Genomic DNA, 17,784 nt, shown 5'->3' on the forward strand with positions numbered 1-17,784 from the left:
GAAATTGAAGAGTCTATTGTGACGGTTCAATTGCGTGATAGTGAAGGTAATAATATTACTTCTAATGAAGGAGAGGTTGTTTTAACAGGTTTACTGTTAGGTAAATTAAGCGGTGTAGCTGCTGGAACTCTTGCACTTACATACGATAGCGCTAGCGGTAAGTATAGTGGAACGATTGTTTCTACGCAGGCAGGATCTGACCAGATTGGGTTCACTCTAGATGGAAAAACAGGGAATAACCGTACACATATTACGTATACACCAGGTAGTTTTGATTTAGGGTTCTCCACAATCTCAGCTAACCCAACGCGTATTGAAGCAGATGGTAGTGCGGTATCTGTAATTTCAGTACAGTTAAAAGATAAGCACTCCAATAATATCACTGGAAATCCTGTGGCTATTCGCGTCAGTGGCATTGTTAATGGACGTATTTCTGATCATCAATTATCACCACAAGGTAATGGCTTATATACAGGAGAACTCACTTCTCTGAATGTTGGATACGATATTATCGGCTTCAATGCCGGCGGTACGCCAGCGGTAGGAAAAGAGGTTCGTGTGAACTATATTGCAGGATCTATTGATTTGAGTAAATCTTCTATCACGGCAACCCCTACCACTATCAAAGCTGATGGTGTAGAAATGTCTGTCATTGAAGTGAAATTACAAGATAAATCTGGAAATCCTGTCATCAGTGCAACAGATCGTAATACCGGTCATCGTTATCAAGTTAAATTAGTATCGGTAGGTAATTTGGTAGGAGAAATTCTGCCAGCAGATGGTTTGATGACCAGTGATGGCGCAGGAACATTCTTCGCTTATGTTAAATCGGTCAATGCGGGTTCAGATACATTTAGCTTTACGGTGGATGGTGCCAAAGCTAGAGATAGTGCATCTGTATCTTATACAGCAGGGGATGTGAATATCAGTAACTCTACCTTTACAGTCACTCCTAATGTTATTGATACAGGTCTAGCGGGTGCGGGTGGGAAAGCCACGTTTACTGTGACGTTATATGACCAATTTGGAAATGAAATTGATCCAAGCATGGCTGGCGGGTCTGTTGTAATTAAACCTACTTCTAATCCAATTGGGGACGTAAGCGCGGTACGCATTGAAGGAAATGGTTATAAAGCGGATGTGACTTCTGAAATTGCTGGAACAGAAGAGTTTATGTTCAGTTATAACGGCGTAGATAATCATATTCGATTAAAAGTGACTTATCGTCCTGGGGTTGCGGATCTAACTAAATCTACAATTGTAGCTCTTCCTGGTGAGATATTAGCAGATGGAGTGGCACAATCTAGAATTATTGTTCAGCTTAATGATGCGCTCGGTAATGCACTAACGACGAATGCCGGTCCTGTGACGATTACTGGATTAACGAAAGCTGTACAAGCAGCAAGTAATGAGGTGATTGCATCTTATGTTGGAAATGGTCGCTATGAATTAGTAGTAACCTCTGTAACGGCTGGAACAGATGATAAAGTTAGCTTTAACTTAGGAAGTACAGCGGCGCCAGCAGACATTAATACGAAACTTGTCTATCTCTCAGGTGAATTGGATCTTGGTCAATCTATGATTCAGGTAACACCACGTAGTATTGTGGCTAATGATACGGATACGGCAAACATTACGATTACGTTAAAAGATAGTAAGGGGAACGTATTAACGGATGATTTAGGCGAGGTACTTTTAAGATTCAATGATGGTGGTACACCTTATGGAGTTCCGACGGCATTGACGCAACAATCAGATGGAACATACACCGCAACGATCAAATCAACAGTTGCGAATGTAACGGATATTATCGGTTTCTCTGTGGCAGGTGCAGTAAGTGCTAATACAGGAACAGTATCTTATACCGCAGGGGCATATAGTCCTCAAACATCTACTATTACGGCATTACCACTGCTTATCGAAGCGAATGGCGAAGATATTTCTCAGGTAACCGTTCAATTGAAAGATGCATTTGGTAATGACATTACGACAAATGCCGGTACGGTTGAGATTACGGGATTAGTCAATGGTCTATTTGCTAATGGGAATGCCTTGTCTTATATCGGACGTGGAACTTATCGAGGAGACTTAACGTCGAATGTTGTTGGTGAAGATACCTTAGGATTTAGTGTAGAAGGTATTGATGGTGATAATAAAGTTACAATTGAATATCGTGAATTGACAGCGAATACACCAAGTCTTACAAAATCTACGATTGCTGTTACACCGGCAAGCATAGTTGCAGATGGACAAACTACAGCAACAGTGACGGTAACACTCAGAGATTTTGAGGGGAATACATTAACTGATTACGCAGGAGCTGTATATCTGAATGCGCTTGAAGTAGGTCAAGTAACGGGTACTCCTGTTAATGGAGAAATGACTCAACAATCTGATGGAACATATCAATTAACGATTAATTCTACGAAAATGGGTAGTGACGATTTAGGTTTTAGTATCGGTGATAGTTTTGCAGATCGTGAAGCTGCAGCTATGCATACCTTGATATCGTATACGGCTGGGGATGTTGATTTAGAAACATCTACTCTGACAGTTGAACCCAACACGATTGTTGCAAATGGCGTGATGAGAGCAGAAGTGATTGTTCAGCTTAAAGATGCTACCGGCAATAATGTTCTTGAAAATATGGGAACGGTTGCAGTATCCAAAGTGGTCAATGGTGTGGCTGAAAATGCAGGTCAATTAAGCTTCCAACCAAATGGCACTTATGTGGGAATCATCACATCTACTAAAGCTGGTACTGATGGACTTAGTTTCACATTAAATGGGACTGATGCTGATAAATCTGAGCTATTAACATATACAGCAGGACCGATGAACCTTGATAAGTCTACGATTGAAGCTACTCCTGAGATTATTGCTGCAGATGGAAAAGTTCAGTCAACGATTACTATTCAATTTAACGATGCGTTCGGTAATGCTATTACTGAGGCTATCACTGGTACTGTTGCACTAACCGGAGTGGATTTAGGAGATATTATTACTCAACCATCGGCAGCAGGAAATGGTCGCTACGAAGCAACAGTAAGTTCGACTTATTCAGGGATTGATCATATTGGATTTACAGTAGCGGATGCGACAGGAGGAAGAAGAACGGACAATGGAGGTATTGTTTCTGTTACTTATACCCCTATAGATTTTGATCCGAAGAATTCTTCAATTGAAATTATGCCAATAGAAGTAACGGCTAATGGGATTGAAAAAGCAGTTATTCGTGTTTCATTAAAAGATGAGAACAATAATCTTATTACTGATCCAGACTTAAAAGTCACAATTGTGAATGCTGCAACAGATCCTCTGAAAGGTGTGTTAACTTCAGAAACGGCAAGTTTAGCGGGTAATGTATATGTGACGACGATTACTTCTACAGAAATTGGCACAGATACCTTAACGTTTACAGTAGAAGTAGATGGACCAGGAAATACTAAAATTGAGGCGCCAGGAGGTTCTAATGCTGATGTGAAATATGTAGCAGGTCCTGTGAGTATCACAAAATCTACAATGACGATTGTTCCAACGACGATTGCATCAGATGGTCAGGCTGCTGCAGAGGTTACTATTACTCTGAAAGATCAGTTTGGACACTTGATCCAAAAAGATGTAGGTGTAAATACTATAAAAATTCGTTCGATGAGTCAGAAAATTGGGGATGTATCTTCCATAAGCTACGATGATACGAATCATACTTATCATGCGATGATTACTTCTAATGAAGCAGGTAGTGAAATTTTCAGTTACTCAGTATTAGGAATGGAAAGTTCAGTAAGAGAAACGGTTGTTTATGAGGATAAAGTGGCAGGTACGCCAGTTGACTCAAACTCTACTTTCACGATTGTTCCAGAAGTTATTTTTGCGGATGGTATAGAGCAAGCGAAAGTAACGGTAACGCTTCGTGATAAGGATGGGAATGTCGTTACAGGAGCTGAATTAAATAAGTATGAGGTTACACTCGAAGGATTAGGTGTTGGAAAGGTTTATGGTGCATCAGGCACTGAAATTTCTAAGTTAGAGGTTACTGCAAATAGTTTTACCGGCAACATTAAAAGTAGCGTTGTAGCGATTGAAACGGTGAAATATGCGGTATTTGAAATTGGAAGTGTTGATCCTATATACCCACCAACTAAGAGTATCGTTGTAACTTATAAAGACCCAGTTACTGAAGGTGGTGATGTAAGTCTTGTTAACTCTACCATTACGACACTTAAGCCTATTATTAAAGCAGATGGCGCAGATTCCACAACGATTACGGTTGCTTTACTCGATAAAGATGGTGTAGCTGTAGCTGATGGTTCGATATATACAGTGGCATTAACGGGCATTGATATTGGTACATTAGTGGATGGTCCTACTAGAGCTGGAAATCTGTTCACATTTGAGGTGACTTCTGAAATGTTGGGGACAGATGACATTGGGTTTACTGTTAATAATGTGGAAGCTCAAGATACTGTTGCGCAAACATATGTTGTAGGAGATATCGATGTAAATGTTTCTACAATTGAGGTAATTCCTGCAAGTATTACTGCAAACAATGAAGAGTTAGCAACGATTTATGTACAGCTGAAAGATAAGCTTGGTCATAATATTCTAAGCTCGCGAGGAGGTCCTGATGTTCAGTTAATACTCCCTGCAAATCCTTTTGGAACAGTTGATAATTTACAATTGACAGCAGATAGTGTCGGATCATACAGCACAACCATTAAATCGGAAAAAGTAGGTATTGATACCTTAAAATTCTCTGTTGATGGTGATATATCAACCCAACAAGCGGATGTTGAATATACTGCAGGGCCAATTAGTCTTACCAAGTCTACGATCGTAGTTTCTCCGGAAGCAATCTTAAGTGATGGTGAAGCATCTGCGAAACTAACCATCCGTTTACTTGATGCTAAGGATAATCCTGTAAACATTCAGAGAACGATTACCTTGTCAGGACTTGAGTTAGGAAGACTTGTCACTCCATTGGAGTATCAAGGAAATGGTGTTTATGAAACAAGAATATCATCGACAGCAGTAGGAGAGGATACGCTTGGCTTTAGTGTGACTGGTTTTGGAGTCGGTACGAATAAAGCGACGATTACTTATTTACCAGCGCTATTTAGCTTGAACGAGTCAACAATTACCGCTACGCCTAACAGTGTTGTGGCTGATGGGGTTGCTAAGAGTACGATCACTGTTCAATTAAGGGATGAGTATGGTGATCCAGCGAAATTCAATGCGGGTGGATTGAGTAACTTTAGACCCGTTGTTGAGTTGGTATTCGACGAGCCACAAGTTTCTGATACGGTTACACCTCTTGTTCAAGATCATGATAATGGGCGTTATACCTTTGAAATCTCATCTAAGAAAATTGGTGTAGATACCATTGGATTTACGGTTGATTTGGCTGAAGCTGTGAACAAAACTCAGGTAACTTTTGTGTCAGGACCAATGGATATTGAGCGATCTGTGATTACTGTAACGCCACTAGAAATTGAGGCAAATGGTACCGAAGAAGCCACTGTGACGGTTCAATTGAATGATAAATTTGATAACCCAATCAGTGAAAGTGCAGGAACGGTAACACTTACAGGTGTTGTTCTTGGAAGCATGGCTACTACTAATCACGCATTACATTATGATGGCAATGGAAAATATTCAGGTGAAATTACTTCCACTAAACCCGGTGTAGATACTATTGGGTTTAATGTAGGAGCTACACCGGCGCCGAATAAAACGGCGAAGCTGAGTTACGTTGTGGGTGATATTGATATGGCGACTTCAATCATTACGATTGAGCCAAGTAAAATCTTAGCGAATGGCGATACAAAAGCGACAATAACCATCGATTTCCGAGATGTTGCCGGCAATAGTGTCAGCGATGTGAAAGGACGAGTATTCTTGACAGGTACTGATCTCATCGGAACTATCGTAAACCAAGAGAATGTTCCAAGATTGAGCGGTGGTATTTTCCAAACAACGGTCACATCTAAATTAGTGGGAATTGATCAGATTGGCTTTGCTATCGAAAGACCAACGGGTACATCTGTGGGAGCTGATAAAGCGACTGTTGAATATACTGCCGGAGATGGAAGTTTTAGCGAAAGTCGTTCAACGATTACGGCAAACCCAACTAAGATTGCATCTAATAATTCGGATCAATCTACGGTAACGGTCACGCTCTTCTATAAGGATAGTGATGTACCTTTATCAGGTTACGATAAGTTGAGATTAGTAAGTAAAAATACAACACCTTTAGGAGTGGTTGAGCCTACTTATGGCGTAGAAGTTGTAGGAAAACCTGGGGTTTACGAGTTTAAAGTTCATTCAGGCACGATCGGTATAGAGCAGTTTGCATTTGCAACTGATGCCGGTACAAGCACGAAAACAACTTCAATTGAGTACACCGCAGGAGATGGGGACTTTAATCAGACAACTTCTGAAATTACTGCAACTCCAACAAGTATTTGGGCAGATGGTGTCATGACATCCACGGTGACCGTGACGATGAAGTATGGTCCTAATGGAGATGAGCCTTTATCTGGCTATGTCGGTCTTGAGCTTGTCAGTAAGGACTCAAATACACCTCTATTAGGAGATGTGAAATATGTCGGTGAAGCTACTGGCACAGGTATCTATACCTTCACGGTTACTTCAACGAAACTTGGTACGGATGACTTTGCATTCAAAACAAGAAAAGCGACAAGTGATAAGAGTGCGCAAGTGACATATACCGTGAATGATGGTGCATTTAGTGAAACAGCATCTTCTATTACGGCGGATCCTATCGAGATTAATGCAGATGGTATTGCAAAATCGACCATTACTGTAAAACTCTTCTATGAAAGTAATCCTTCACAACCTCTTACAGGTTATGCAGATGACTTATCATTAACTACTGCTTCAGGAACGATGTTGGGAGTACTTGCAAATAATGGCAAAGCGACAGAAGTAGCGCCAGGTGAGTACCAATTCATTGTGTCATCGACAGAGTTAGGTAGCGATGTGTTCCTCTTCAAAACGCTGAAAGATACGAGCACGAAAAATGCGACAGTGACATATAGTGCTGGTAAAGGTGCGTTTGATGAAACGGCTTCTACTATTACTGTGGATCCTGACACGATTGCAGCAGATGGCAAAACAGCCTCAACGGTAACGGTTAAACTCTTCTATAAAGAAGATCCAACGAAACCATTAACGGGTTATACAAATCTAGAACTTGTGACATTGAATAATGAAGCATGGATTGGAAAAGTAACTGCAAATGGTGAAGATGCAAATCAACCAGGTACTTATACCTTTACGATTGTGTCGGATGATGTAGGATCAGACGAGTTTACCTTTAAAACTGAAGCAAGCACGAGCACGAAGTATGTAAAAGTAACGTACACGGCGGGAGATGGCGAGTTTAATGCGCAAACTTCAACAATTACGGCAGATCCGGAAGAGATTCTTGCAGATAACGTGCAACAATCTACGGTAACGGTGAAACTGTTCTATGTGGAAGATGGGCTTAAACCAATCATAGGATATCTCGGCACATTATCTTTAGTTGCAAAAGATGGTAGTGACATTATCGGAGATTGGGCATATCAGGGTGAAGATCTGAGTAATCCAGGAAGCTACGTATTTACGGTAACTTCAGGAGATCTTGTAAATAATCCTGGAACAGTTACAGATGGTGTTCGTGCGATTGATACCTTTACTTTCAAAACTGATAAACAACTAGGCGAAGATGAAGCAACGATTCGTTATATGGTTGGTGGTAAAGAGTTTGATCCTTCTGCGTCTACTATCGAAGCAAGACCGACTGAGATTGTTTCAAATGGCATAGATGTATCTATTGTTAGTGTGAGACTCTTCTATCAAAATGCACCAAATACTCCTATTACTGGATTTGATGGTAGATTTGGAAGCTTAGAGCTTGAACCTGGAAAACTAGAATGGACAGCAAATCCACCTGTGTATTTAGGAGAAGCTGCGAACTTACCTGAATATCAAGGTCAATACCCTGCAGGAACTTATCTCTTTAAATTGACTTCGGATGAAGCAGGATCAGATACCTTTAGTTTCAAGGTAGATGATAAGAATAGTAATAACCAAGCAACGGTGACTTACTATGCGGGTGGTGGAGAATTCAATAAGGAAGATTCCACAATCGAGGTAAATCCGACAGAAATCTTGGCAGATAATACGCAAATAGCAACAGTGACCGTATCACTCTTCTATATTGAAAGTGGAACGGGTACTAGTGAGCCGAAACGACCAATTGTTGGTTACAAGGGCATATTGAAGCTTGTGAATAATGTCGAGTGGGTAGGAAGAACGCCTGTTTATCGTGGTGAAAGTCCAACTGAGCCAGGGAAATATCTCTTTGAAATCAAATCTGAGAACGTGGGAGAAGATACCTTCACATTTGCAACAGATAAGATGACGAGTGATAAAGAGGTTTCACTTAAATATACGGCAGGAACAGCAGACTTTGATGAAACAGCCTCAACATTGACGGCGAAACCATTAGAAATTGCGGCTAATGATGTCGAAACTTCTAAGGTGACGATTACGCTTTATTATAAAGACAATCCAACTAAACCAATCGAAGGTTATACCGGAACGTTTACGCTTGTAACGGAAGGAGATCAAGATTGGCAAGGTATTGGTAAAGTCAGTGAAGTTCAAGAGTTAGGCGGTGGTCGTTATCAGTTTAATATTACGTCTAAAGTGCTTGGAAGTGATACCTTCACGTTCAAAACTGAAGCAAAAATTAATGAAAACCCAGCGAACTTTGCAACTGTAGAATATACAACTGGCGGTGGTGCGTTTAACCAAAGCTCATCAACGATTGTTGCAGATCCTATAGAAATCGCCGCAGATGGTGTGACGAAATCTATCGTGACAGTGACGATGTTCTACGATGAAGAAGGTTTGCTCCCAATTACGGAATATAAAGGATTAGAATTAGTTGCAAAAAATGAAACCCAGATCGGAACCGTAAGTACTGTTACAGAAGTAGGAGAAGGCCGTTATACCTTTGAGGTGACTTCAACGGAAGTGGGATCAGATACGTTTAATTTTAAAACTGAAATGTATCTTTCTTATGATGAAGCAACTGTTAGCTATACGGGTGGGGATGGTGAATTTGACCAGACTTTATCTACGATCGTCGCAGTACCTGATGATATTGCCGCAGATGATATTGCAACTTCAACAATCACTGTGAGCATGTTCTATGAGAAAGGTAATAAAGATCCAATCATCGGCTATGTAGGTTTAGAGTTAGTTTCAACAGCGACCGATGGCAGTTATATTGGGGAGATTATTTCTGGACCTACGGATAAAGGTGATGGAATGTATGAGTTTGTAGTGAAGTCAGGTCAAACAGGCACAGATACTTTTGCCTTCAAGACAAGAGCAGCTACATCAACAGATACGGCACAGGTTAAATATAGTGGTGGAGATGGGTACTTTGATCAGAACACGTCAACCATTACAGCTGATCCCACAGAGATTGCATCTGATGGTGTTGCGACTTCAATCGTGACAGTGACCATGTACTATGATGCGGCAGGACTTAAACCAATTATCGGTTATGAAGGCTTGAAACTTGTGTCTAACAACACACCACCGATCGGTACTGTGGGATTGCCAAAAGATCTTGGGGATGGACGTTATGAGTTTAAAGTAACCTCTGAAACCGCAGGTTCTGATGACTTTAAGTTCGAAACACGAGCGTACCAATCTGAGAAATCTGTCGAGATCCGTTATACAGGTGGAACTGGGGAGTTTGACCAAACATTATCGAAAATCGAGGCAGATCCTGAGACAATTGCGGCAGATGGTACGGAAGTATCGACGATTACAGTTACCATGTTCTATGAAACAACCAAAGCACCGATTGTTGGCTATGAAGGGTTAGAACTCGTATCCATCGATGGACTTGTAGGAACCATTCTTTCAGGACCGATTGATAATGGAGATGGAACCTATACCTTTGAAGTCTCTTCGAAAACAGTTGGCTCTGATAAATTTGCCTTCAAAACGAAAGCAGCGACATCAGATTCAACGGTAACGGTTCGTTACACAGGTGGAGATGGTAAGTTTGATCAAGCATTATCGACGATTGTTGCAGTACCTGATGATATTGCCGCAGATGGTACGGAAATCTCGACAATTACCGTCACCATGTACTATGAAACAACTCAAGAACCGATTATTGGCTATGAAGGGTTAGAACTAGTATCGATGGATGGAGAGGTAGGATATAAAGTTTCCGGACCAATTGATAATGGTAAGGGCATCTATACTTTCCAAGTTTCATCGACCACTGCTGGCTATGACAAGTTTGCCTTCAAAACGAAAGCAGCGACATCAGATGCAACGGCAACGGTTCTTTATACGGGTGGAGATGGTAAGTTTGATCAAGCATTATCGACGATCGAGGCAGACCCAGAGGTTATTGCCGCAGATGGTACGGAAATCTCGACAATTACCGTCACCATGTTCTATGAAACAACTCAAGAACCAATTATTGGCTATGTAGGGTTAGAGCTAGTATCGATGGATGGAGAGGTAGGATATAAAGTTTCCGGACCGATTGATATTGGAGAGGGGAAATATACTTTTGAAGTCGCTTCGAAAACAGCTGGCTATGACAAGTTTGCCTTCAAAACGAAAGCGGCGACATCAGATGCAACGGCGACGGTTCGCTATACGGGTGGAGATGGTAAATTTGATCAAGCATTATCCAGTATCAAGGCAGAACCTACGGAAATTGCCGCAGATGGTAAGGCAAGATCGAAGATTACCGTATCTATGTACTATGAAACAACCGAAGCACCGATTATTGGCTATGAAGGGTTAGAGCTAGTATCTATCGATGGATGGGTAGGAGAGATTGTTTCTGGACCTGAAGATAAACAAGATGGAACTTATGTCTTTGAGATTTCTTCAAATACGCTAGGTTATGACAAGTTCATATTTAGAACAAAGGCTTATGACTTTAAAGGAGAGCCTGCAGAAGTAACATACGATGCTGGAAAAGGAACGTTTGATCAAACGAAATCGACAATTGAAGCAGTGCCAAAAGAGATTGCAGCAAATGGCGAGGAAATCTCTACAGTGACGGTACGTATGTTCTATGAAGCAGATCCTGATCTACCATTGGCAGGTTATGAGGGATTAGAACTAGTCGCTGCACCTGGTACTACTTTGATTGGAGACATAGATCAAAACTATCAAGAAACGGAGCCTGGAGTTTATGTATTCAAAGTGACGTCTGAGGAATTTGGCTCAGATAGCATTACCTTCAAAACAGAAGCGGCTACTTATGATAAACCAGTAACCATTAAGTATATTGCAGGTAATAAGTTTGATGAGTCATCATCTAGCATTAACGCAGATCCTCTAGTGATTGATGCGGATGGAATTATGACATCTACGGTAACAGTAACGTTGTATTACGACGCTAATGGTGACAAACCGATAGTAGGACATACGCCTCAGACATTGACGTTAGTAGCAGGCAGTGAGCAGATTGGAATATTTGCGCCGGCATCGAACTTTGAAGTAGCGCCAGGAGTATATGAGTTTGATGTGAGATCGACCTTAGCAGGTGAAGAGCTGTGGAAGTTTAAAACAGTGACTCAAACGAGTGATAAGGGCGTGGATATTACTTATCTACAAACTGAAGATGCGTTACTCCTTATCAAGCTCAATGCTTCTAACACACAAGTGAAAGTGGGAGATGTACTGTTGATTACTGCAAACGTGAAGAATATCGGTAACGTTCCTGCAAATATGTTTGATGTTACAAATAGCTTACCAGGAGGATTTAGTTATGTATCAGACTCAGCGGTAACGAGTTCGAATGACACATTATCGATAGTAGGTAACTCACCATTGACATTAGGAGACTTAACGCTTGATGTTGGTAAAGAGATGAATCTGCAATATGTCATTAGAGTGGGTGCCGGAATTAGACCAGGAAATAATACGCTCTATAGTGAAGCTTTTGGTAGTAAAGAAGTTTTAGCAAGAGCTGTAGAAACAGTGACGAAGAGAATTTCCTTATCTAATAGAGCTTCGATCGTCTTACATGTTGATAATAGTGATCCACTATTTGATGACAGCCTAGTATTTGGAACGGTATACCACGACCGAAATGGGAATGGTATGCAGGAGCCAGGTGAGCCGGGTATTCCAGGTGCAAGAATTGTCAGTGCGCAAGGACTTATTATTACAACGGATCAGTTTGGTCGTTACCACTTGAAAGATATTCAAGGCGGTAAGTGGGAGAGAGGTAGAAACTTCATCCTGAAGATTGACGACGCATCCTTACCTGAAGGGGTAACGTTTGTGACGGCAAATCCTCTAGTAAGAAGAATCACGCCAGGATTACCAACACGATTCGACTTTGCAATCCAATTACCGGAAGACGCGATATTAGAAGTCAGTGACATACTCTTTATTAAAGACAAGCCCTTAATGAAGCCCGAGTATGAGCGGTATCTACCGCAGATGCTTGAGATGATTGAAGAGCATGGAATTAGAGAAGTAACAATCACTACAAGTGCGCTTGGAACGTTATCAGAACAACGTGAAGAGTATTTACAAAACTTATTAAACGATAAATTGAATGATGAAACTCAAGTTGTTGTTGGCAGCGATGCTCAAGAAGTGGAGGACAAATAATGAATACACGTATGAAGCTTCTTGATTTAAGATTACTCATGATTTTAGCAGGGCTTGCAACACCAGTTGTTGCAATGCCTCTGGCAGATGGATATGAAACTGCAGCAGAGTCTGAGTATGTAGATTGTAGTAATTCGATTATTTGCACAGATAATGGCGAGACATTGTTTAGTGTGAAGCAGAAGCCTAATGCGGCTTCTAGCGATAAAATTATTACCCTTCCGAATAATGGGATGATCTGGATGACAGAGAATCCCAATATGGGAATGGCAGAGTTATCTGTGTCTGCACCGAGTTATGTTCCTTTTTATGATGGGAGAATTACAAAACCAGTTGAATTTTATGTTCGATCAAACTATTCCGCGTTTGTATCTAAATATGAGATCTTAATTTATCGTGGGAATGATGTGGACTTAGTATCCCCAGTTGCTACGATTCCTGTAGATGTGAATGCCATTACCTCTGTCAATTGGACAGGGGAATTGCCTGAAAATATCCGTTTTAGAGTGAATGATAATCTTCGATATATTGTTCGAGCTTATGATGCTGAAGGTCAGTTCGATGAGACTTTCTCGAAAGAGATTACGCTTGTCACGCCGGAAGAAGATGAGCGAGGAAATGTCGCAATCAGAGATTCTATCTCTAAAATCAAAGGGCAAACTCTCAGTAAAGAAGAAGCATTAACGGATGCATTGATTGATCAGGTAGTAGGTTCTAACGATTTGTATCGACAAAACATTCCGTTTATTGGCTCGAGAGTCCGCATTCAAGGAAGTAATATTCCTGAAGGAAGTGTCTATATTGATGGAGAATCCTATCCTGTGGATCAAGAACGTAAATTTGAAGCAGACTTCTTGGTGCCACTAGGAGAGAGAACTTTTGATGTTGAAGTCAGCGGTTCTAATGGACAAAAAATTGATAGAACACTGTCAACAGATATTACGGGAGAATCTTTCTTCCTTGTGGGGATTGCAGATTTAACGCTCTACCAACATAACGTCAGCGGACCTGGGCAAGATATTGTGAGGGTTGATGAAGAAGGGAAAGCGCAAACTTCAGATTTCCTAACAGATGGTCGTTTAGCTTTCTATCTTAAGAGTCGAATGAAAGGTCGCTATACCATTACTGCTCATGCTGATACTAGAGAGAGAGAATTAAAACATCTCTTTAGAGGTTTTGGCAAGGCTTATCCGGAAGATGTATTTAGATCTTTAGATCCAGATCTTTATTACATGACTTATGGAGATGATTCTACTGTATATCGTGATGTCGATACGATGGGACGTTTCTATGTGCGCGTGGATTGGGATAAAAACCAAGCACTTTGGGGAAACTATAATACAGGGCTTACGGGGACTGAATTTGCGACATATTCCCGATCTCTTTATGGTGGGGCGATTGATCTTCGAACGAATGATAATACGATTTACGGAGATACTAAGGGAACGTTAAGACTCTTTGGGTCGCATGCTGAAACGGTTCCTGGGCACAGTGAATTCCTAGGAACAGGGGGAAGTCTTTACTACTTAAGACATACCCAAATTTTACCGGGATCCGATAAAGTTCAAGTGAAAGTGATCGATCCAACCACAGGTTTAACACAAGCCCTAATTGCCTTAGAGCGCGGCGTTGACTATGAAGTTGATGCTGTTCAAGGCCGTATCATCTTAACAAGACCACTACTTCAAATTATTGGACAATATAACTCTAGTATTATTTTTGAAGGTCCATTAAATGGCTATGAACAGTTCTTAATCGTAGATTATGAATATGTTCCTACAGGATTTGAACCTAAAGATATTACGAAAGGTGGGCGTGGACAATATTGGTTAAATGACCATTTAGCAGTAGGTGTGACATACGTTGATGAACGTGTCGGAGGTGAAAGTTCCTATGAAATTATGGGATTTGACACGGTTTTGAAAGCAGGAAACGGAACCTACTTACGAGGGGAATATACCCATACGCGAAATAGTGGTGTTCCCGTATTCTATTCACATAACGGGGGGTTGAGTTTTGAGCAGATTGATTTACCTGACTCTCTAAAAAACAAGGGTCATGCTTATGCTGTTGAAGGGCGTGTCAACTTACGTGAGCAAGGAATTACGGATCGAGATGTTCAAACAGGCGCTTGGTACAAGCGAACCACTAAAGGTTTCTCAAATGGCTACAGTAGTACAATCGCCGGCATGGAAGAGTATGGGGCTGAAGTATCTGCGGAACTGAGCGATAATCTTCTTGCTTATATTCGACATTCTGTTGCAAAACAAGATCAAAACAGATTTACCCAAACTCAAGTATCGATAGAGAAACGTTTTGAAAATGATTCCACCTTAACAGGAGAATTAAAACAAGTTGAAACGAAAACCAATGATAGCAAAGCAATCGGTAAATTAGCGGCCATTCGTTATAGTCAATTTGTGACTCCTAATTTAGAGATGTATGGAATTGGGCAAGTGACCATTGATGATGACCATAAACGTTATGCTAAAAACAACTTAGTCACATTAGGGGCGCGTTACTATTATGGCGATAACTCTTCTTTAAACTTTGAGGCCGCAACGGGAAGTAGAGGACATAGTATTCAAGCAGGGTTTGAGCATAAAATAAGTACAGATCATACCATCTATACGAATTATACGTTCGCAACCCAGAAATCAGATTACGACAATATCTTTAATCAAAACCAGTCAGGTTTAACGGTTGGTCAAAGATGGCGTTTAAATGATCGTTTGAATATCTTTAATGAAATTCAAAATCTCCGTGGTAGCAATAATGAGAGAGGAATCTCGAATACTATTGGGGCAGATTATCTGTTAGATGATGGTTGGAGTACCAACATCACTTTCCAGCAATCTCGTTTAAAGCATAAATTTAATGATACGGAAGATGCAAAAACAAAACGAAATGCCGTCAGTGCTAGTATTACGAAAACGGATGAAATCATTGAGTTTAGTTCAAAGCTTGAGTATCGAAAAGATACAGGAAGTGAAGAGCGTCGCCAATGGTTAACCACCAATCGTTTTGCTTATAAATTTGATGAAAGCCTCAGATTGCAAGGGAAGTTTAACTATTCACAATCGTACAATTATATTGATGCAAAAGAAGATGCGAAGTTTATCGATAGTGGCATAGGATTTGCATATCGTCCTTGGGATAATAATAAGTGGGGAATGTTTGGTCGCTATAACTATTACTATGACGAATCTAGCAGTGGTCAGGTAGGTTATGGTACGGATTATGATCAAAAATCTCATATTTTCTCAATGGAAGGGGTTTATAAACAAAATGAAACTTGGGAATATGCAGCAAAACTGGCATATCGTAAGAGTGAAACACGCTTTAATTACGGTAAAAACACTTGGTACGACAGTTCCGCATTATTTGCAGCAGCGCAGGTTCGTTATGATCTCGTGAAGAAATGGCATGTAATTGGAGAATACCGAGCACTTAAAGTAAAAGATGGTGGTACAAAAAGTGGTTTCTTAATCGGTATCGATAAAGATATTACGGATAATTTCCGCATCGGATTTGGATATAACTTTACGGACTTTAGCGATGATTTAACGCAACAAGGCTATAAATATAAAGGGTTTTATCTGAATTTTGTAGGCTACTACTAATCGGAATAGTGCTTATTAATATTTATTTATAAAAATATCGATTTATGTAAATAATTATATATCTAAGAAGATATGACTCATCAAAAGCTCAGCAAATGCTGGGCTTTTTTATTTTGATAAAAATAAGGTGTTTTTATATTTGCATTTATCAATATTAATGATATTAATAGGATAATAAAAAACATACAAGAAATACAAGTTAGGTATGTTTTATTGTTAGATATTTTAATCAATGCTTATTAGAAATTAGGGAAGATGGAGGGTAGGTGGATGTTTACAGGGCTATTAGTTGGCGGAATACTAGGGTTTATGCTGCAAAGGGCAAGATTCTGTATGACCGGTGGATTTAGAGATATTTATCTCACTAAAAATTTTACGATGCTCTATGCATTTTTAATTGCAATCGCTGTACAAGCAGTAGGCGTTTTTGCTTTAGTAAAAGGGGGGTATTTATCTATCTCTACGGGAAATGTTTCTTTGCTTGGATCCATTGCCGGTAGCCTGTTATTTGGTGTTGGCATTGTACTTGCCGGAGGATGTGCCACGGGAACATGGTATCGTGCGGCAGAAGGACTCATTGGGAGTTGGATTGCACTCATCTTTTATATGGTTTTTGCATCTATTACAAAATATGGTGCGTTATCTGGGCTTCAAGATGAAGTGAATAAAATTGGTGTAATTAATAACTCCATGGCAGAAACTTTAGGAATCGAGCAAGGGATATTAATCTTGTTATTAGTTGTAATCACAGGCGCTTTAGTGATTAAACATCTTCGTAAACCAAAAGTGAAAATCCCTTCTTTACCGGCAAAAAAACAAGGATTACTCCATCTCTTATTTGAAAAGCGTTGGCACCCTTTTGTCGCAGGTGCAGTATTAGGGTTAATCGCTTTTGTAGCATGGCCATTAAGCTCAATGAGCGGTAGAAATGGGGGCTTAGGAATTACAACCCCATCGGCAAATATTATTAATTTCCTTGTAACCGGTGATTTAGGAATGATTGACTGGGGCGTGTTTTTAGTCATCGGAATTTTTATGGGGTCATTCATCGCTGCGAAGGGAAGCCGAGAATTTAAATGGCGCGTACCGAGTCATAATATTATTATCGCGAGTGTTGTGGGTGGTGCGATTATGGGAATTGGCGCAAGTTTAGCAGGTGGATGCACGATCGGAAATGGTTTAACCAATACTTCTATTATGGCGTGGAAAGGTTGGATCGGTCTATTCTTCACAATTATTGGGGTATGGATAGCTTCTTATTTTGTATATGTCAGACCAAGACGAGCAACTCAGCAAGGAAATATTGCAGGATCAGCGGTAGCTTCTTCCTAGGTAGAAGTGAATGATTTTACAAGTAGGTTGTTAGTAGTAATAGTTATAAAAAGAGTTTTGGCAGTTTTGAAAAAGCTCTGTACAAACATAAATATAAACACATAAATACAAATAAAATGATTTGTTATAAAACGATTTAGGA

3 protein-coding genes (1 of these 3 cut by a window edge) are annotated in these 17,784 nt (G+C 40.3%); all 3 read left to right on the forward strand.

Features of this window, described 5'->3' with window-relative positions:
* On the forward strand, nucleotides 1–12,687 hold the final stretch of the coding sequence (locus tag ACYSN2_RS01725) for an invasin domain 3-containing protein (RefSeq protein WP_461748519.1). It extends 12,687 nt beyond the left edge of the window; only the last 12,687 of its 25,374 coding nucleotides appear in the window; its start codon lies off the left edge, out of view; its stop codon occupies nucleotides 12,685–12,687.
* A complete protein-coding gene (locus ACYSN2_RS01730) occupies nucleotides 12,687–16,310 on the forward strand; it encodes a hypothetical protein (RefSeq protein ID WP_461748520.1) in 3,624 nt (1,207 codons plus the stop codon). The genes ACYSN2_RS01725 and ACYSN2_RS01730 overlap by 1 nt, the downstream gene beginning before the upstream one ends.
* Before the next feature lie 270 nt (nucleotides 16,311–16,580).
* Nucleotides 16,581–17,642: a YeeE/YedE thiosulfate transporter family protein gene (locus tag ACYSN2_RS01735; protein WP_461748521.1), complete on the forward strand. Its 1,062-nt coding sequence runs from the start codon at nucleotides 16,581–16,583 to the stop codon at nucleotides 17,640–17,642.
* Nucleotides 17,643–17,784: the final 142 nt, after the last annotated feature.

The sequence above is a fragment of the Ignatzschineria sp. LJL83 genome (assembly GCF_054871845.1).